Source organism: Geomicrobium sp. JCM 19055, assembly GCF_000698185.1.
Taxonomy (GTDB): Bacteria; Bacillota; Bacilli; order Bacillales; family Marinococcaceae; genus Geomicrobium_A; species Geomicrobium_A sediminis.
Genome location: NZ_BAXL01000032.1, coordinates 1 through 18,055 on the forward strand (window position 1 = coordinate 1; position 18,055 = coordinate 18,055).

Sequence of the window (18,055 nt, forward strand, 5' to 3'; positions counted from 1 at the left end):
CCACCGGAGTGACTGGACTACAAGGAATAACGGGTGCCACCGGAGCGCCTGGGCTGCAAGGAATAACAGGTTCCACTGGCGCGACCGGGCTGCAAGGAATAACAGGTTCCACAGGTGCGACCGGGTTGCAAGGAATAACAGGTACCACCGGTGCAACTGGACTGCGAGGCGTAACGGGTACCACCGGAGTGACTGGACTACAAGGAGTAACAGGTATCACTGGGGCAACTGGTCCACAAGGCGTTACAGGGAGCTCGGCACTTTCTAGTTTTAGCCTTGTTTTTTCATCTGCAGGTGGTGCAGGTAGAGGAACAGCACTGCCTAGTACAAATGCAAGTGGTGCTTCTTCAAGTATCAACCTTCTTTCATTTGGAAGAACCAGTAATAACTTAAATTTAAATGAAGGCACTTTTACCGTACCTTTTTCTACTGATAATTATCAGTTTTTCTTCAATTTTCCAGAAGCTTTTCAACTAACTGGTATCTCTGCGATGTTTAACAACTATGCTAGCTTCTCAACATTAAGTGGATCAGATTTCAGACCATATGTTGCTATAGCAATCGCTGAACCAGGTACTTTAAATTTTACAATAATACCTGAAAGTATAACCTACTCTTCTGAAGGCTTTGCATCAGGCACTTCAAATCCAACGTCTACCATATTAAATGGTATTAACAACAATATAAATATATTAATTAATGCTGGGTCATTGCTGACAATAGTAGGTGGTTGGTCAAATTTAGGTTCACCACAATCTTTACAACAATTTATCTATATGAGCGGTTCAATACTATTTAAGCAGTAAAGGTAGGCATGTAAATAAAAAAGCGCACTTTTCATGTGCGCTTTTTCTATACTGTCTATAAATTGTACTTAGTATTAGAAGTTGGCTTATCATGGAAAGCTAGATAAGTATTAATTCTAAGGACAAGCTCTTATGGGAATACTTTTCACAATTAAATTCATATTTACATACAATGATATTGGAGGGCGTAATCTATTCCTCCCGAAGAATTTAAGATGCTTAAGCGCCCTCTATAAATTCATATACATTTTAAAAAAATTTCATACAAGTATAACTTTTTTTCTATGGAAGACTTTAACTAATTTTCTTTTATAGACGCTTCACATAAAGTTAGATGTGTTTTTTTGTATATAATCACCAAAATATTTTTACTGATATTAGGGTTTGCAGCCGGTTTTACATTAATTAATTCTTTATTTACATTCCTATTGATTCTGATTCACTTTTCTTCGACCGAACCTCATGAATCAATGTATATACCACACAAGCCAAGCCGATTATGATAAATATTGCTGAAAACGGTTTGGTAAAAAAAGTCTGTCACATCGCCTGTAGACATCAGGCTCTTCGTAAATAAGTTTCTAGTAAAGGGCCAAGGATAAAACCTAATATAAGTGGTGCAATTGGGAAGCGACTCCTTAGGAGTATATATCCAACAACGCCGAAAAAGAGCATAACGCCAATATCAAACGAAGATGTGTTTGTAGCAAATGCACCGATAAAACACAGTACAAGGATGACCGGAAATAAGTATTCTTTTGGTACCATTAACACTCGTGTAAAGAATCTCATCGCGAACAACTGAAAAAGCAGAACAAGAAAAATAGCGACGAAAAAAAGCAATAAACACAACATTAACGATATCTCTGTTTTCAGCAAAAAATAATGGACCCGGCTGTATACCATGGATCATAAAACCGCCAAGCAATATCGCCGTGACCGTATCCCCTGGAATACCCAATGTAAGCATGGGAATTAGTGAACCACCGGTAGCTGCAGTATTCGCAGATTCAGAAGCATAGATCCCCTCTGGTGCACCTTTTCCAAACTTCTTTTTATCTTTGGAGGCTTGTTTCGTTTGAGCATAGGCGACAAGGTTCGATGTTCCACTGCCCAAGCCAGGCAAGATTCCAAAAGCGATTCCAATGAGAGAAGAACGAAGCAAGTTCCACTTATTTGCTAAGAATTCAGCGAACTTTATGCCAATTCCTCTTACCGAGAAATTCATGTCTTTTCGCTGATCGCCAGCACGGATTTCAGAAAGGATTTGGGCAATGGCGAACAACCCCATTATTAGAGGCAATAAACTGATACCACCTTTAAGTTCCAACACTCCAAAAGTGTATCGCTCTAGTCCATCTACAGGGGCGAAACCGACCATCCCAATGGCCAACCCAATGAACCCAGCGGTTATCCCCTTCAACATACTGCCTTGCGCTAAAACTGCAAGAAGTGAAAGTGCAAAAAAAGATAAGTGCAAAAAAATTCAAATGGTCCCATTTGCACCGCAAAACTCGAGATAAGCGGAGAAACGGTTATAAGCGCAATAAAACTCAGTAACCCGCCAACAAGTGATGCAACAATCCCGATCCCCAATGCACGTACAGGTTCACCGTTTTTCGCCATAGGATACGCATCAAATGTCGTCGCGATCGATGATGGTGTTCCGGGTATTCCCAGTAATGTTGAAGCAACTAGACCACCAGAAACGCCACCGAGATGAAGACAAATAAGAAAACTGATTCCTTGAATTGGTTCGAGTGTGAACGTGAAAGGGACAAATAATGCCATCCCCATTGTCGATGTTAATCCGGGCACTGTTCCGAAAATCAATCCAATAAAAACACCTAAAACCATTAGTAAGATGACAAAGGGTGTAAATACTTCGCTGATACTTGAGAGTAATACATCCATCTTTTATCCCCCTTATCCTATAAAACCACTAGGCAAAATGACATCTAGATACTCAGTAAAAATCCAATAGATGAGAAATGTAATACCTAGAGAGGCTACGCCGACTTGAATGAAATGTTTGATTGTATTCTTATTCGATAAGTAAAGCATCGTAGCAACGAGAAAGATGAATGTACTTAACATATAACCAAGGAGCGAAAATGCGATTGCGTACAAAATTAAACTTCCTAAAATGACGTACATTTTCTTTTCTTGTTCCTTTTTCTTCGGAAACTCTTCTGCTAGCATGTCTTTTACTTTCAATCCGCTGATAAACAAACCCACACCGCATAGCGCCAATGCGCCTCCAACTACCCTGGGCAGAAGGACAGGACCAGGATCGTCCATGAGAATCATATAATTCATCGTAAGCGTTTCTAAAATCATGTAAACCCCTACAATAAAAACGGCAATTCCGATCCACCGATCCAGCTTAGTCACGCCAATCCCCCCATTCTAATCTCCTTTTAACAACTCTTGAGCAATACTTTCTGCCTTTTCAAGTTCTTCCTTGTTAAACTCATGGGATTCTTCGCTATTCATGAGAATATGAGTTTGAAATGTTGTCGATAAGTCTTCAATGTATTCTTCATCTTTTGCAAGTTTTTTTGTTGCTTCATTCCACTTTTGTACAATCTCATCAGGCAAATCTGCTGGTCCATATAACGTATGAACAATTGGAAACTGAACGTCGTAACCTTGTTCTAATGCTGTTGGAATTTCAGGTGCTAATTCATCTCGTTCTTCAGACAAAACGGCTAACGCTTTAAAATCCCCAGAATTCACATAATTCAATGCGTTTCCGATGCCGGTTGAAACGAAGTCAATTTGATTTCCAAGCAATGCGGTCATTCGATCCGATTCTCCACCAACATCAAGCACCTTAATATCAACGCCAGCTATTTGTCCAAGTTGTTCGCCCATGAAGTGAGTAGTGCCTCCAATTTGTCCCCCATACAAAATTTCATATGGACGCTCCCTTGCCTCTTCAACCAACTCTTCTAAAGAATCCCAAGGCGCATCGGCACGTGTAACAAAGACTTGATTAATTCCCGCAAATGTACCAATCGACTTCATTTCAAGTGCAGAATAGTCATACTGACCGACAGCGTAGCTCGTATGCAAAGCTTGATGGTAATACAGTAGCTTGTACCCGTCACCCGATGCCCGGTATACATTCTCAAACGCAAGCGCACCTCCTGCGGCATCTTGATTGACGATCACAAAGTCACTGTCCAAGTATTTGCCGATGTGACGTGCAAGTACTCTTGCCCCAGCATCTGATTGCCCACCAGGGGAGGCAGGCACATATAGCTCAATCGTTTGATTCGGATAATGATCAATTGCCGCTTCTGATACAGCTGTCTCGGTTTCATCGCTACAGGCGGCAAGAATAAACACTTTCAGAAACAATGCAATCAGACCCATTTTGAAAGTTAATCGTTTCAAAACTTTTCCCCCTAACTTTACGAACGAGTTTGCGCAGTTCGATCTTGAAGCTGATGGACTGACACGTCATCCCAACTCAGCGTGTCTACACGGTACTGATCTATTTTTCCCCAATCAAGTTCCATGCCTAGGCCGACCGTAGAACGTTGCGGCAAATGAAGGTAACCGCTTTCATAATGGACTTTGTTTTTCACCACATCAGCGACATATAGCTCGGGACCTGTTGGATCTGAAATATAATTTAAATTGTCTAGCGTCGAACCGAAGTAAGCCATTGCTGTGGTTCCAATTGAAAGTTCCTGTGTAGTTCCGATTAACACGCTTTTCCCTGCAACACCTGCGGCATCAGCTGCTTTCCTGGCAGATGTAATTCCACCAATAAAGACCGGAGCTATATTGAAAATATCAACAGAATCATGTTTGATCATTTCGTATTGCTGGCGCAAACTCCATACGTGTTCACTCACAGGCAGCTCACATTGCAACCGGAAATGACGCAATCCTTCGAAATCGTTGCGAAACGCGGGACTTTCAATTAAATCAACAGGGTACCTCGAAAGTCGTCGAGTAATCCTTAGTGCATCTTTCCAGTCTAGAAGGTGACTGAAATCAAATGATTTAATTTTAACTTTTCCTTCGAATTCTTTGTATAGTCGATCTAAAAAGGCTTCGTCTGCGTCAACATTTTTACCGACATACAGCCGGAAAACATCGAACCCTTTCGCATATTGTTGTCTAACGAGTTCTATATTTTCATCGACTTCTTCCATAAACCGATGACGGAAAATCGGGAAGCATACTTTGATTTTTTCACGTTGACGACCGCCTAAAAGATCAGACACGGACACGCCCATTACTTTTGCACATAAGTCGTACAGTGCTGTATCAACACCGTTTCGAATAAAACTTCCTTTTTCATAGTAATACATCGCCTCTGGGAAATTTCCATTTAACTCAGTATTTATCGGCGCAATATCAAATGGATTTTTCCCAACAAGAATTTGTTTTAGCGTATTTTCAAGGTCAAGAATATCAACACTGTACTTAGGAAGATGAGAGAAGTCGGACATCTCTCCGATGCCCTCCACTCCTTCATCTGTAAACAGTTGAACGATCACATGTTTATTCACGAATCCGGTCAGACGCGGGATCCCAATTGCGGTTAACTTTACATCAGTAATTTTCATTGTCATTACCCCTTTACAAATACAGTTTTAATCGAAGTATAAAACTCTTTGGCAGCCTGTCCTTGCTCTCTTGAGTGTGAACTCGATGACTTCATGCCCCCAAACGGAGCTTGCAGTTCGACCCCGGCACTTTCAGCATTTACGCGTACAAGACCAGCATCCATGTCTTCAATAAAGGTAAGCATTTTTTTGTATGTTCGTCGTAAAAATCGAAGCGCTTAGTCCGTAACGGCTGTCGTTCGCAATCGTTAGCGCTTCTTCAAGGTCTTTGGCAACAATAAGAGCAATGACCGGTCCGAAAATTTCTTCTTGAGCGATACGCATATCACTTTTAACGTTTGAGAAGATCGTCGGTTCGACGAAATAGCCTTCGTTGAAGTTGTCGCCAGTCAGTCGTTCCCCACCGCACAAGAGATCAGCGCCTTCCTGTTTTCCAATCTCAATATAGTCTAGCACCGTTTTTAGCTGTGCTTCGCTTGCAGAAGGCCCCATCCAAATGCCCTCATCAATCGCGTTGCCGATCGTGATTTCTTTCGTCTTTGCGATAAGCAGCTCTTGGAACGGCTGAAGCACTTCTTCAGCGACAATGACACGGCTCGTTGCTGTACATTTCTGACCTGTTGAGCGAAATGCTCCACTTATCGTAGCTTCTACTGCCAACGCAAGGTCAGCGTCCTCAGCGACGATGACAGGGTTTTTCCCACCCATCTCAAGCTGATATTTCGCGCCCCTTTCCGCTGCTGTTTTTCCAATCTGTCTACCGGTTTGTTCAGAGCCGGTGAAGGTAAGTCCATGTACTTTGTCATGCCCGACAAGGGCGTTGCCAATGACGCGTCCGGAACCTGTCACAAAGTTAATGACGCCATCAGGAAGTCCTGCATCAGCGAAGCATTCGACCAGTTTCGCCGCGGTAACAGCGGCTTCTGTTGCCGGTTTAAATACAACTGTGTTTCCATAAATGAGTGCAGGCGCGATCTTCCAAACTGGAATCGCGACCGGAAAGTTCCAAGGCGTAATGACACCGACTACACCGAGTGGTACCCTCTTTGAGAACATAAGCGCTTTACTGTCAGTTGCAGGTATAACATCTCCGTCCGAGCGCAGACCTTCCCCTGCATAGTAACGAAGAATCGCGACACCACGAGCCGTTTCTCCTTTTGATTCCGGAAGGGTTTTTCCCATCTCACGCGCAAGCGTTTCCGCAATTTCATCCAGTCTTTCTTCCAAGATATTTGCCGCCTTGAATAAGTAACTTCCCCGTTCAGCGCCCGTCAGCTTTCGCCACAGACGTGCTGCTGTGTCCGCAGCTTCCACTGCTTCATCGACGACTTCCGCTTTGGAATTTTGTACGTATCCAACGATTTCTCTAGTGTTCGACGGGTTAATGCTCTCGATTGACGATCCGCTTTCTTCTTTCCATCGTCCGTTTAGATAATTACCGAATACTCTGTAAGTTTTTGTTGTCATCTCTATCACCCCTTCGCCGTTTCTAATAAATTCCAACTGTGTAGCAATTCTCTCACCAATGCTTTATCAGTATCACTTAACGCATCGACTGGAGCTCTTGTTACTCCTGCATGCTGACCGAGCATTTCCATCGCTTCCTTGATGACAACAACGTTATTGCCTTGGTTATATTTTGCTCGTAAATCCTCGAATGGCAGAATCTCTTCCCACAACTTCCATACATTTGTATGATCGTCACTTCGAAGCGCTTCCAGCATCTCTACTGCTTTGCCGGGAAGAATGTTTACTAATCCCGACGTAAAACCTTTAGCACCCGCATGCCAGTAAAACGGTGCCCACTTCTCCGCTGTCCCGCAAATCCACGTCACCCCATGCTCTTCGGGCACCGTACGTACAATTTTTGCAAAACGAGGCAAATCATTAATCGCATATTTTACACCGACGAAATTGTCAAGCGGGGCAAGTTCGATGAGTACCTCATCAGACACCTCAGGATCTTTAAAATATATAACCGTAGGAATGTCGAGTGCTTCGATAATCTCCTGAAAGTATGCCTTCACACCGCCTGTTGTTACGTACGGGTGAATTGGCATATGAACCATTACCGCATCCGCCCCGACCTCCTTTGCATAGTTTCCAAGTTCAATCGCTGTCGGCACGGCGTAACCAATTCCCGCCATAACGAGAGCCCGCCCATTAACATTTTCTACCGTCTTTCGAATCTGTTCTTTCGCCTCGTTAAGAGAAAGCGCATAGAACTCACTTGTATTCCCGCAAGGCACGATGACGTCAATTCCATTTTCCACAATCAAGTCGACCGTTTCCTTATAATGAGTCCAATCAATCTGTCCATCTGTTGCCCGAAATGGTGTAATTGGTATTCCTGAGATGGTTTCTAAAGCTTTGGCAATCTTCATAAACTATCATCCTTTTTAAAATTTTATCGCTCGAACAATCGCTTCTGCCGCCCCGAGCGCCATAGCTCTCATGCTATCTTCTGTATGTGCGGCCATATGAGGCGTCAATAAAACGTTTTCATAATCTTTCAATGGAAAATCAAGTGGTATTGGTTCCTCTGCATAACAATCCAGGGCTGCCCCTGCAATTCGTTCAGTATCAATCGCTTCAGTAAGTGCCGTTTCATTCACAATACCGCCTCTTGCAGCATTGATAAGGTAACTCCCAGATTGCATCAAATGGAAGAAAGGGCGATCAATTAAGTTTTCGGTCGCATCATTCAGCGGTACATGAACGGAGACAAAATGGGATTGCTGTGCAATCGTCTCAAGTTCCTTTACTTGTTCGACATATTCCGGAAATTCTTTTGCGTACGGATCATAAGCGATCACGTTCATGCCAAGCCCGAGCGCACATTTCTTAGCTACACTTTGTGCAATATTACCAAAGCCGATAAGGCCAAGTGTTTTACCTTTTACTTCCTGACCTATCAATACGTGCCGACTTTCATAGTTACCGCGGCGAATTGCCCGTTCAGCTTCAGGTATTCTGTGAGCAATCGAGAGCAGAAAACCAGTTACGTGTTCTGCAACGGAATTCACATTGGCAACGGGTGTATTGCATACCTTAATTCCGTTTTGTTCGCAATACTTTGTATCGATAAGATCAAGACCTACTCCGTGCCGGGCAATGACTTGCAACTTATTGCCGCGTTCTAATTGCTCCGCCTGAAGCGGTGTTGTCCTGACAAGAATTGCAGTGGCGGCTTCGATGTACTTATCGATCTCTTCACGTGAATCATTTTCGAGTTCAATAACTTGCAGACCATGGTCTTTTAGAAATTGAATCCCATCGGCATGTACGGGCTGCGGGACGAGTACTTTCATGATCGTCTGTCTGCCTCTAATCGCACCTCAGCCGCTAAAATATTGTCTTTCGTACGAAGAATATGATCTTTCATGAGCTGTTCTGCCTGCTCTGGATTTCGCTGTATAATTGCCTTGAAAACCGCTTGATGCTCATGAAAGCCTACTTCACGTTCTACTTCAACTTTAAGCGCTCGTTTGCGGAACGCTTTATCAATGTTACGAAGGTTTCCTAAAATGTTTTGCATCATCACGTTTCTCGTACTATCAATGATCAACTGATGAAACCGAGAGTTCTGCTCAAGTAATGCTTCAGAATCTCCTTTTTTTGTGGAGCCCTTCCATAATAAGTACAAGTTTCTCTAGTTCATGTAACTCCTCATCACTCATTTTTAGCGCAGCGAGTCGCGCACATAATGACTCAACCGAGGCACGAAGCAAAAGAATCTCTTCAATCGAGGTTGAGGCATATTCAGACACGAACGTTCCTTTTCGTGGAACGGTGACGAGCATCCCTTCATTTTCAAGAATTCGAAAAGCCTCTTTAATCGGTGTCGTACTTATTCCCATCATGCTTGATAAGTCACGTTCTTTAAGATGCTCGCCCTCTTTGAAGTATCCGCTTACAATTCCTTCACGAATCTTTTCAACGACTAACTCGCGCAAAGATTTCACCAATTTTGGATCGACTGCAAAAAAACTTCTCATCTCTTTCTGACATGAAAACCAACTCCAAATATAAAATATGAAATCTGATATATCACAGCATAATATAAGAATCTACAATTGTCAAAATATTATTTTTATAGAAATAGCAAATTCTCATTGCATCACTTAAGGTTAACTAGTAAAAAAACGTTTACTTTTCTAGCAAAAATACTTTTGTACTTTCAACGATGTCTTCAATTTGTGGTTATGTATTCTACTTGACAATTCGTGTATCATTATCGTTCTATCCATTGTAAATTGAGGGTTATAAAATTTCCTTGTTAATAACTATTATACTTTCAAAGATGAATTACTGACTTGAATAAGTTCTTTGGATATGGAGAATAAAATATTTGACTTTAGATATCGATTTTTAAGTTCTTAGAGCAAATTATTGGTATTATGTAAGCGCTTCCTTTATCCTTGAAAGGCATTACAAAATTAAAAGGAGGCGTTAATTAATGAAAGATCGAGTAATTCTTATTACAGGAGGTGCAGGTGGTATTGGGCAAGCTGTTGCTCACCGTTTTCTAGATGAAGGGGCAAAAGTTGGATTTGTCGATGTAAGTGCGGATTCATTAGATCGAGTAGAACAAAGCTTTTCAGAGTATGAAGGTCAAATTCTTACAATTGAAGCCGACGTGACTAATGAAGCCGATGTGGAAAGCTATGTAACAAAACTGTTGATACTTTCGGTAAAATTGATGTATTCTTCAACAACGCAGGGATTAATGGTCCATTTCAAAATATTACTGAACTTGAGTTGAATACGTTCAATCAAATTATGAATATAAATGTCAGCGGTGTTTTCTTAGGAATGAAGCATGTTTTAAGTACTATGTTTGATCAAGGTCACGGCACGATTATAAACACTGCTTCAAATGCTGCATATATTGGTTCGGCAGGTATGGCTGGTTACATTGCATCTAAGCATGCCGTTGCTGGTCTAACAAAAACTGCAGCATTAGAAGCTGCTCCATATGGCATTCGTGTAAATGCTGTCGCACCTGCTGCAATTGATACACAGATGCTTAAGGATATACAAAATAATATTAATCCCGGAAAACCAGAAGAAACTTCTAAGGCATTAAAAGCAGGTATTCCTTTTGGTCGGTTTGGTTCACCTAAAGAAGTAGCTGAAGTTGTCTGGTTTTTAGCATCCGACGCTGCTTCTTTTGTAACTGGTTCTATGTATAATGTGGATGGCGGTATGCAAGCCGATTAAATTCCGCGTAAAGGGCACTGAGCGAACGAACATTAAACATATCAACTTTTGTTCGAAGTGAAATTTAAATTTGAAATGGTCAGGAATGAGTACTACAAATCTTGAGATAAAACCTTTCAAGTATCAGAATGGTATAGCTCTTCAAGAGCTATACCATTTTTAGTTTGATTTGCTCTTTGTTATAGAAAGTGATGAATACGTCAATATTACGTTTCTTGTTCTTCAAATGTTTTCCACTACTTCTCTAACTTCCACATATCCAAGAATCGTCTATCTGTACGTTATCAATTAATGATTTTATGAGGGACTATACCCCTATTAAACTAACGCTCTTTTTTTTGTGAAGCTATTAGATTGATGAGATTAAGTTCTTTTATTTTAGCTATATTTTGTACAGAATCTATTAAATGTTTTAATTGAAAAATATGGAATAGAATTAAGCACTAAGAATTGTTATATGAATAAACAATAACATGTAGTTTATTTTAAATTAGGTAGGGTATTTTCTGTAAAGTACAAACATTTAAAGGAGGCAATTGTTTTATGGGACCAGTCGAAAATGTTTTAAACTCGTTTTTAAGTGCAGTTCCAAGCATATTAACTGCATTATTATTACTATTATTAGCATGGGTAATTGCAATCATAGTTAAGAAGATAATCTTTGCACTCATTAAGAAGTTAAATTTTAAAAGATTTCAAAAGAATGCAGATGAGGAAACTACAGTTAATCAATTAGATATCGCAGACTCTGCAAGTAAAGTTGTGTATTATCTAGTATTTATTCTATTTCTTCCGAGTATCTTGGATGCACTAAATATGAATTCAGTTTCTCAGCCTATCACAAACATGATGAGCAGTCTCTTAGAGTATCTACCTAACATACTTATAGCAACTATTGTATTCATTATTGGGATACTAATTGCTAAGGTTGTTCGTAGTTTGACTCAACATATGTTATTAGCAATAAATTTTGATTCATATTTTAATAAATTAAAGCTCACAGATGGAGAAAAGCCTGAAACATATAAATTATCTAATGTTCTTTCAAACATTGTAATGATAATTGTACTAATTCCTATTATTACTATTGCATTGGAAGCATTAAGGATTGAATCAGTATCCACACCAATCGTTACTGTGCTTTCTAATGTCGTTTCTATGATACCAAATATTTTTGTAGCTATAATCCTTTTAATAGCTGGATATTATATTGCTACATTTGTATCACGCTTACTAACTGGACTATTAAGCAATACAGGTATTAACAAAGTTTACAGTGTTCTCGGCTTAGGAGATAAACCTACCTCTTTGAACATTTCTTCATTACTAGGGACAATTGTAAAAGTAATCATTATCTTAGTATTTACTGTAGAGGCACTTAACATATTACAGTTAAATGTACTGAATCAAATAGGCAATGCAGTTTTACTCTATCTCCCATTATTAGTTAGCGCGATCTTAATACTTGGTATTGGTCTAGCTGTAGGTCACTATTTGTACCATTTAATTGTTCGTTATACTAAAAGTAAATTCTCTGCATTAATCATTAAGTACGTAATTATACTCTTTGCTGTGTTTATGACACTTGAACAACTAGGTTTTGCTTCTTCAATTGTTACTTTAGCCTTCCTACTAATTCTAGGTGGTTTAGCAGTCGCTTTCGCTATATCTTTCGGTATTGGCGGTCGTGAATTTGCTAAGCGTCAACTTGAAAAGTTTGAATCTAAAATTAATGAAAATAATGATTAATTTTATAGATAACCAGACCTTAATTTTAAAATAACCAATAAAAGTTCTCCAAATTATGGAGAACTTTTATTGGTTACTAATATTTATAAGTCAAAAATAGACCTTTTCAGGCTTATTGTAAATAATTAATCCGCGCTGTTCTGTTCAAGAAATTGCAATAACTTCTGATCACTATCCTCCTTTGCTTCCATATTGGCTTCTTCAGTTCCTCCTAGTGCCATTCCAGCAAAGTACGGTGGCATGCCAAACGAATGACCAGCTTCAGGATAAATCACGACGTCGCTTTGTCGCCTAATACTTTACCGATCTGTTCAGCAGCTATATCCGCTTGCCACATAGCATCTTCTCGCCCAGCAAATAGAAGTACTTGACCAGAAATATTTGAAGGATCAATGCGAGCAACGTCTTGAATATCTGAGTTTTTTTACAGCAGTTTCGTATGTTTCCCGATACTCGACTGGACGTGCAATCAACATATCAACCATCATCTTTGTTAATGACCATCCACTGGCGTCATCAAAGCTAATATACGGCAATTCTTCCCCCTGCCATGTCCAAGAAGATCCACTTTCTTCACTAAATTCTAAGCCCATATACGAGTATTCACCCGGTGTATATAAGATTAGGTTTTCAATCGTCGAATAGTAGTTGGTTAGATTTAATGCAAGTTCTGCGCCTTTTGAATAACCAATAACAGTTAGTGGTTCATCTTCAAGAGTAAATGCATCAATAAAATCAGAGAAAAACTCCAGAGGCACTCGATTTAATGTGTCTTGTTGGTTGGGCGTACCAAAAAAGAATAATGCGTACGTTTCATAACCTTTTTCCGCCAGAGTTTGAGCTTCTTCAAAATTACTGCTTCCTTCTGAACCTCCAAACATGACTATTGGTTGTGCATCAATGGGGTCATTAGGTTCGAAGTGAAACCCGTTTGCTTCACCATTTTCAAAATGCGTAACGATCCCTCCAGCAAATTCACTTGGATACGTATTATAGTCATGATAATCATAAACGAATTCATGTTCATCCCAGTTATATGCAGATTGATTGAATAAGCGTAAACCAAATATAACAATGATTAGGAGTACAAGTAATGCAATTAAAATAAGAAGTATTTTTACTATGCGTTTCAAAATCCCACCACCTTCAATATCATACTGTTACTTCACCTTAGAGCCTCACGTAACGTTATGGTCAAGAGGAAATTATTCTGTGTCCAATGATAATAGATATTTTAGATAATAAGATGAGTGGTGTACTAAAATGTCATAGATTGAACATAAGGTGTAGATTGTGTGGGATGACAAGTAAAGTTAACTTAATTTAATTTAATTGGTTAACCCAATTACAAGTCTTTGTTCAAAATTACTAAAATTGTTTTTAAGCCTAAATAGTAATATTCTAATTAGATTATATGGCTTGATATATTTTATTTATTGACTAGAGGATGATTTAAATTCTCCGCATTAACAAAGGCAATGTTGATGACAGGACCAAGGATGCCGCTTCATTATAAAAAGCCAAAGACGATTTGCCATCCACCAATCCTTGTGATCGGGATTTATAGAAATGGTTAAATTTTGTAGATCATGCATATTCACACTGTACAATTTTTAGTTGAATTACGAGAGTGAAACTTCTTACAACTGTAATTCGTATTAGAAAAAAAGGAGGAATGATAATGTTAACGTTAGCAGACCTATTAATGCTCACAGCGATTGACCCTGCCAAACATCGAGTATTCGCTCGCAGCAGTTCTGCTCTTCCTTACGCATTGAGTGGAGCGCTTATTGCAGAGCTTATGTTATCTGCAAACATCGAGTTGCAAAAACAGAAACTAACCGTTATTAATAGTGAGCACGAAGACCCTATCCTTCAACGAACGCTTGAGATGATTGATAGTGATAAACGCAAGAGAACAGCAAAAGACTGGGTTTCTAGGCTTGCAACCCAGTACAAGAACTTGCCAAAAGTAATGGGATATCACTTGCAAGAACAAGACTATGTGAAAGTGAGAAAGCATAAGTTTCTCGGACTCTTCCCTCACTACACATATCATTTACATGGTGAAAACAATATTCAAGGACTGCAAGATACTTTTGCTATCGTATTGCAAAAAGCTAAAGAAAAAAACTGCATTTAATCGGGAAGAAGAGCGACTCATTGTCTTGTTATCGTTAATTGATGCGAGTAAACTGCTGGGCATTATTTATCCAGACAGTAAGGAAGAGCGCTCTGTACGCAAACAATTGAAACAAGCCAACAAAGACTTGCCTGTTTCTAAGGCTGTGCATGATACGATCCAAGCCATTGAAATGAGTGTCATTATCGCTGTCACTGCTGCAACAACGGCATCGGTAAACAGTTCAAATCATTCTAATTAAAAAAGGCGTAGGTTTCATGTCTTCTACCCATGTTCTACTCATAATAGGAAAAGAACGCGCATCCAACACTTCCTTTGATCTTCTAAGAAACATTGAATTACCGGTTATAGCAATGCATCGGATTTTGTGGTTGGCCGTCTATGATAATCTCAAAATGCAAGTGCGCTCCGCTTGACCGTCCAGTATTACCTAAACGACCAACAACAACGCCCTGCTCTACTCTTGTGCCAACGCTTATTTTTTTCTACTTTTTCTCATATCGAAAGTCCATGCACGGCATCTAGCATGGACCTTCGATATGTTTTGTGCATGTTAAGCAATCAACGACATGCGGGCACTTAACATTATCCTTCTAAATAAATTAATAAAATCATAATTGCTAGTACAATAAAAACAAACCCAATTGTTTTTAAGGCAAGCTTCCTCGTTAAATACCCTCGACTAATTCGAATTTCCATGAGAGCAATCAGAATGATATAAGCAATTATTCCAATAAAGTAGACAATTAAAAACCAATAATGATTTTCAAACAAATATTGATCAACGTTATCAAGCGATAAGATGTAAACCGATAAAAAAAATCAATGCTCCTCCACCTAAGTAGACAAACCACCTTAGTGATCGAACACGTCGGTCAGCATCACTTCGATTGTCTTTCAATTGTTGCCAGGCTGCTTTCTCTTCATTTATTGTATTAACCTTTATTAGAAAATGATCAAGCGTTTGTAACCCTTCTGCAAAAAAATTCTTCTTGTAGACGTTGATCGTGAAAAGAATATGTCCACGTTCCATCAACAAGTAGATCGAGTAACGTTTGTTGAGTTTCTTCGATTTTCTCCCCTCTTAATACCATATCAAAGGTGTACTGACGATCCTTCTTCATTCCAACACTAAATTGAAAACGCTCACTATACCGGATACAAAGTTTTCGATGTTGTTTGACAAATGCCAACAGTTGTTCATAAAATGCATCATCATGAAAATCAATAGTAATGATCACTTGATAGGGACGTTCTGCCGTCTCATCGACTTCTTTCTTCGCTGTTAACGTATAAGGATTCATTCTTGACCTCCTCATTGGTTCATCTTGATTACAAGTTTCTCACTCTACACATACGAATTCGTTTGAATTTCGTTTCATTTTAACAAACGAACTTTCCTCAGTCATCTTTCGCTTTATTTCCTCGCTTGTCACCACTATAGACATAAAGATTAATAGGGAGTACACGTCCTGGTTGCTTTTATCCTTCTTCAAGTTAAATTAACTAATTAAAATTCAATGCTATAGAGAACATTCTGACCTAAAAAAACACGGTTTCGGTGCTTGAAGCAGTTATGTGATAACAATCTCAATATTAAATATTCATCAACTTGGACAAGTTTTTACGATAAACTTTCGAAAAAAAATTAACACAAAACCCAATTCAAAATTACATACTTGGTACAATCACCGAATACAAAAGAAGTGTTTGTGATGATCAACGTTGTGAAAGAACGAGTATTAACAAAATCCGTACAAACATCATCACTTCCATGGTGGTAATTATGGGGGCCCGGGGCAATGGATTTGTTAGGTTAAGAAATTACTTATTGTGATTGGAAGTCTATTAGGGGTATGCTTACTTGCGGCTGGAGGATATGCGTTCTACTTATACAGATCGGTGTCGTCAACTGCTAACGACATTAAGACAATAGAGCGAGTGGAACCGTCTCTATTTTGTCCAGAGCAAGTAGCGGCCGAAACGTTAGATCCATTGTCGTTTCTCTTACTCGGTACAGATGATCGCGAAGAGGATTCTGTAAGTGGTAGAACGGACACGATGATTGTTATTACGGTCAACCCTGAAGAAGAATCAATGAAAATGCTTAGTTTATCAAGAGACACACGAACTGAGATTGTTGGACGCGGGGAACTTGATAAGATTAACCACGCCCATGCGATTGGTGGCCTTGAGATGGCCAAGCATTCGGTCGAGAAATTTCTTGGTATTCCGATTGATTATGTTGCGACCATTAATATGAACGGGTTCAAAGATCTCGTCGATGCCGTTGGTGGCGTGTCGGTAACGAACGATTTAGCATTTGAGATGGACTGGTACCAGTTCAACGAAAGAGAACTAGTATTAGAAGGTGAAGAGGCGCTTGCTTATGTTCGAATGCTCTATGATGACCCTCAAGACTGCGGTCGCAATAATCGCCAACGCGATGTGATTGAAGGGGTAAAGGGTATTTATTGAAGATTTGCCACACCTAAAGATTTAGAGGAGTTAAAACAGTTGATACAAGAACGAGAAGAAGGAGGCTATTTCGAAAAATAATGATTCGGATAATGACAAAAAGGCTCCAACTTCGTTAGAGAATAGATTAGGACTTGTTATCTCACTTCATTATTTATAAAAAAAAGCCGGATTTAAGAGTAGGAGAATCCGGCTTCTTCATTTCAGATATTGTCTTAGTATATATATGTTGTTGGTGCTCCTAAAAACTATTGTTAAGCAATATATACTATCTAACATAACAATAAGCTTAAAATATAATACTTTATTCTTCTTTAGATTTCAATCCGATCTGCTTTAATATGCTAGGCATAATTCCCCCATATTTGTAGTAATGGATCTCTATAGGGTTGTCCAGTCTTAATACTGTAGGGATTTCCTTAATTGTTGCATTATTTTTATCAATAATTTCAACGGTAATAATTTCTTTCGGATGAATATCTTTAGTTATGCCAACAATATTGACATGCTCATCTCCTGAAAGCTGTAACGACTCTTTAGTAAAGCCATGACTAAATTGTAATGGCAAAATTCCCATTCCAATTAAATTGCTACGATGAATACGCTCAAAGCTTTCAGCAATAATAGCTTTAACACCTAACAATTGAGGACCTTTAGCTGCCCAGTCTCTTGAGCTTCCTGTGCCGTATTCTTTTCCACTGAAGATGACTAGTGGTGTACCTTCCTTCTTATAGCGTTCCGCGGCTTCAAACATGGATAATATATCATAAGATGGAAAATGTTTTGTAAAACCACCTTCTATGTCAGGAACAATTTCATTTCTTATTCTCGGATTTGATAGAGCCCCTCGTATCATTACTTGATGATTGCCTCTTCTAGAAGGATAAGAATTAAAATCTTTTGGCTCAATACCCAAAGAGCTGAGGTAATTCCCAGCAGTACTATCTCGTCTAATTATACCAGATGGTGATAGGTGATCTGTAGTAACAGAGTCCCCTAGTAATGCTAATATTCTAGCTCCAGTAATGGGCTCAAGCATTGAATGTTTCATATCATTTAAGAATGGA

Annotated in this window: 20 protein-coding genes and 3 pseudogenes; 6 read left to right on the top strand and 17 right to left on the bottom strand. The window is 39.4% G+C overall.

Features of this window, described 5'->3' with window-relative positions:
* Positions 1–806, top strand: a pseudogene (locus JCM19055_RS30955) (hypothetical protein); the annotation flags it as partial.
* A gap of 558 nt (positions 807–1,364) precedes the next feature.
* Here JCM19055_RS30955 and JCM19055_RS30670 read toward each other — a convergent pair.
* From JCM19055_RS30670 to JCM19055_RS24895, 11 genes and pseudogenes are all read right to left on the bottom strand, one after another.
* A complete protein-coding gene (locus tag JCM19055_RS30670; RefSeq protein WP_370543255.1) occupies positions 1,365–1,598 on the bottom strand; it encodes a tripartite tricarboxylate transporter permease in 234 nt (77 codons plus the stop codon).
* Positions 1,492–2,232, bottom strand: coding sequence for a tripartite tricarboxylate transporter permease (locus JCM19055_RS30675; RefSeq protein WP_265182430.1), 741 nt, complete (start codon positions 2,230–2,232; stop codon positions 1,492–1,494). Before JCM19055_RS30675 ends, JCM19055_RS30670 begins: the two co-directional genes overlap by 107 nt.
* A gap of 11 nt (positions 2,233–2,243) precedes the next feature.
* Positions 2,244–2,720: a tripartite tricarboxylate transporter permease gene (locus JCM19055_RS30680; RefSeq protein ID WP_052366625.1), complete on the bottom strand. Its 477-nt coding sequence runs from the start codon at positions 2,718–2,720 to the stop codon at positions 2,244–2,246.
* Positions 2,721–2,732: 12 nt separating this feature from the next.
* Positions 2,733–3,200, bottom strand: a complete 468-nt coding sequence (locus JCM19055_RS20805) for a tripartite tricarboxylate transporter TctB family protein (RefSeq protein ID WP_042361154.1) — start codon at positions 3,198–3,200, stop codon at positions 2,733–2,735.
* 15 nt (positions 3,201–3,215) lie between these two features.
* Entirely contained in the window at positions 3,216–4,208 is a 993-nt protein-coding gene (locus JCM19055_RS20810; protein ID WP_042361156.1) for a tripartite tricarboxylate transporter substrate binding protein, read from the bottom strand.
* Positions 4,209–4,225: 17 nt separating this feature from the next.
* Entirely contained in the window at positions 4,226–5,395 is a 1,170-nt protein-coding gene (locus JCM19055_RS20815; RefSeq protein ID WP_042361157.1) for a mandelate racemase/muconate lactonizing enzyme family protein, read from the bottom strand.
* Between the two features lie 5 nt (positions 5,396–5,400).
* A pseudogene (gene gucD, locus JCM19055_RS20820) lies at positions 5,401–6,862 on the bottom strand (alpha-ketoglutaric semialdehyde dehydrogenase GucD).
* A gap of 5 nt (positions 6,863–6,867) precedes the next feature.
* A complete protein-coding gene (locus tag JCM19055_RS20825) occupies positions 6,868–7,779 on the bottom strand; it encodes a dihydrodipicolinate synthase family protein (protein WP_042361158.1) in 912 nt (303 codons plus the stop codon).
* 15 nt (positions 7,780–7,794) lie between these two features.
* Positions 7,795–8,706 carry a hydroxyacid dehydrogenase gene (locus JCM19055_RS20830; RefSeq protein ID WP_042361160.1) on the bottom strand — a complete coding sequence of 304 codons (912 nt, stop codon included), beginning with the start codon at positions 8,704–8,706 and terminating at the stop codon, positions 7,795–7,797.
* The gene (locus JCM19055_RS24890; protein WP_265182431.1) at positions 8,703–8,963 is read right to left on the bottom strand and encodes an FCD domain-containing protein; all 261 of its coding nucleotides are present in this window, start codon (positions 8,961–8,963) and stop codon (positions 8,703–8,705) included. The genes JCM19055_RS20830 and JCM19055_RS24890 overlap by 4 nt, the downstream gene beginning before the upstream one ends.
* Before the next feature lie 34 nt (positions 8,964–8,997).
* Positions 8,998–9,360 carry a GntR family transcriptional regulator gene (locus tag JCM19055_RS24895; RefSeq protein ID WP_265182432.1) on the bottom strand — a complete coding sequence of 121 codons (363 nt, stop codon included), beginning with the start codon at positions 9,358–9,360 and terminating at the stop codon, positions 8,998–9,000.
* A 494-nt stretch (positions 9,361–9,854) separates the two neighbouring features.
* Between JCM19055_RS24895 and JCM19055_RS20840 the strand changes: the two are divergent.
* A pseudogene (locus JCM19055_RS20840) lies at positions 9,855–10,618 on the top strand (SDR family NAD(P)-dependent oxidoreductase).
* A gap of 543 nt (positions 10,619–11,161) precedes the next feature.
* Entirely contained in the window at positions 11,162–12,367 is a 1,206-nt protein-coding gene (locus JCM19055_RS20845; RefSeq protein WP_042361162.1) for a mechanosensitive ion channel, read from the top strand.
* A 125-nt stretch (positions 12,368–12,492) separates the two neighbouring features.
* Here the strand turns inward: JCM19055_RS20845 and JCM19055_RS26795 are convergent, their stop codons facing one another.
* Positions 12,493–12,642 carry a hypothetical protein gene (locus tag JCM19055_RS26795; protein ID WP_152550007.1) on the bottom strand — a complete coding sequence of 50 codons (150 nt, stop codon included), beginning with the start codon at positions 12,640–12,642 and terminating at the stop codon, positions 12,493–12,495.
* Between the two features lie 114 nt (positions 12,643–12,756).
* The gene (locus tag JCM19055_RS20850) at positions 12,757–13,500 is read right to left on the bottom strand and encodes a hypothetical protein (protein ID WP_042361163.1); all 744 of its coding nucleotides are present in this window, start codon (positions 13,498–13,500) and stop codon (positions 12,757–12,759) included.
* Between the two features lie 548 nt (positions 13,501–14,048).
* Here JCM19055_RS20850 and JCM19055_RS20855 point away from each other — a divergent pair.
* Positions 14,049–14,510, top strand: a complete 462-nt coding sequence (locus JCM19055_RS20855; protein ID WP_042361164.1) for a GPP34 family phosphoprotein — start codon at positions 14,049–14,051, stop codon at positions 14,508–14,510.
* A 25-nt stretch (positions 14,511–14,535) separates the two neighbouring features.
* The gene (locus tag JCM19055_RS20860) at positions 14,536–14,751 is read left to right on the top strand and encodes a hypothetical protein (protein WP_042361165.1); all 216 of its coding nucleotides are present in this window, start codon (positions 14,536–14,538) and stop codon (positions 14,749–14,751) included.
* A 97-nt stretch (positions 14,752–14,848) separates the two neighbouring features.
* On the opposite strand, the gene JCM19055_RS25945 is transcribed toward JCM19055_RS20860, so the two are convergent.
* From JCM19055_RS25945 to JCM19055_RS20870, 3 genes are all read right to left on the bottom strand, one after another.
* A complete protein-coding gene (locus JCM19055_RS25945) occupies positions 14,849–14,989 on the bottom strand; it encodes a M23 family metallopeptidase (RefSeq protein WP_081833878.1) in 141 nt (46 codons plus the stop codon).
* Positions 14,990–15,095: 106 nt separating this feature from the next.
* Positions 15,096–15,284 (bottom strand): hypothetical protein, encoded by a 189-nt coding sequence (locus JCM19055_RS20865; RefSeq protein ID WP_042361166.1) that lies wholly within the window; start codon positions 15,282–15,284, stop codon positions 15,096–15,098.
* A gap of 182 nt (positions 15,285–15,466) precedes the next feature.
* Positions 15,467–15,814: a hypothetical protein gene (locus JCM19055_RS20870; protein WP_042361168.1), complete on the bottom strand. Its 348-nt coding sequence runs from the start codon at positions 15,812–15,814 to the stop codon at positions 15,467–15,469.
* Between the two features lie 529 nt (positions 15,815–16,343).
* Here JCM19055_RS20870 and JCM19055_RS20875 point away from each other — a divergent pair.
* Positions 16,344–16,988, top strand: coding sequence for an LCP family protein (locus tag JCM19055_RS20875; protein ID WP_152550008.1), 645 nt, complete (start codon positions 16,344–16,346; stop codon positions 16,986–16,988).
* A 304-nt stretch (positions 16,989–17,292) separates the two neighbouring features.
* On the opposite strand, the gene JCM19055_RS32425 is transcribed toward JCM19055_RS20875, so the two are convergent.
* Positions 17,293–18,039, bottom strand: coding sequence for a hypothetical protein (locus JCM19055_RS32425; RefSeq protein WP_370543257.1), 747 nt, complete (start codon positions 18,037–18,039; stop codon positions 17,293–17,295).
* Positions 18,040–18,055: the final 16 nt, after the last annotated feature.

Bases quoted from the DNA above. Each gene is read 5' to 3' on its own strand.
- JCM19055_RS32425 (WP_370543257.1), bottom strand. From the start codon at position 18,039: ATGAAACATTCAATGCTTGAGCCCATTACTGGAGCTAGAATATTAGCA.
- JCM19055_RS20845 (WP_042361162.1), top strand. From the start codon at position 11,162: ATGGGACCAGTCGAAAATGTTTTAAACTCGTTTTTAAGTGCAGTTCCA.
- JCM19055_RS30670 (WP_370543255.1), bottom strand. From the start codon at position 1,598: ATGAGATTCTTTACACGAGTGTTAATGGTACCAAAAGAATACTTATTT.
- JCM19055_RS20825 (WP_042361158.1), bottom strand. From the start codon at position 7,779: ATGAAGATTGCCAAAGCTTTAGAAACCATCTCAGGAATACCAATTACA.
- JCM19055_RS20830 (WP_042361160.1), bottom strand. From the start codon at position 8,706: ATGAAAGTACTCGTCCCGCAGCCCGTACATGCCGATGGGATTCAATTT.
- JCM19055_RS20815 (WP_042361157.1), bottom strand. From the start codon at position 5,395: ATGAAAATTACTGATGTAAAGTTAACCGCAATTGGGATCCCGCGTCTG.
- JCM19055_RS30680 (WP_052366625.1), bottom strand. From the start codon at position 2,720: ATGGATGTATTACTCTCAAGTATCAGCGAAGTATTTACACCCTTTGTC.
- JCM19055_RS20870 (WP_042361168.1), bottom strand. From the start codon at position 15,814: ATGAATCCTTATACGTTAACAGCGAAGAAAGAAGTCGATGAGACGGCA.
- JCM19055_RS20855 (WP_042361164.1), top strand. From the start codon at position 14,049: ATGTTAACGTTAGCAGACCTATTAATGCTCACAGCGATTGACCCTGCC.
- JCM19055_RS30675 (WP_265182430.1), bottom strand. From the start codon at position 2,232: ATGTTGAAGGGGATAACCGCTGGGTTCATTGGGTTGGCCATTGGGATG.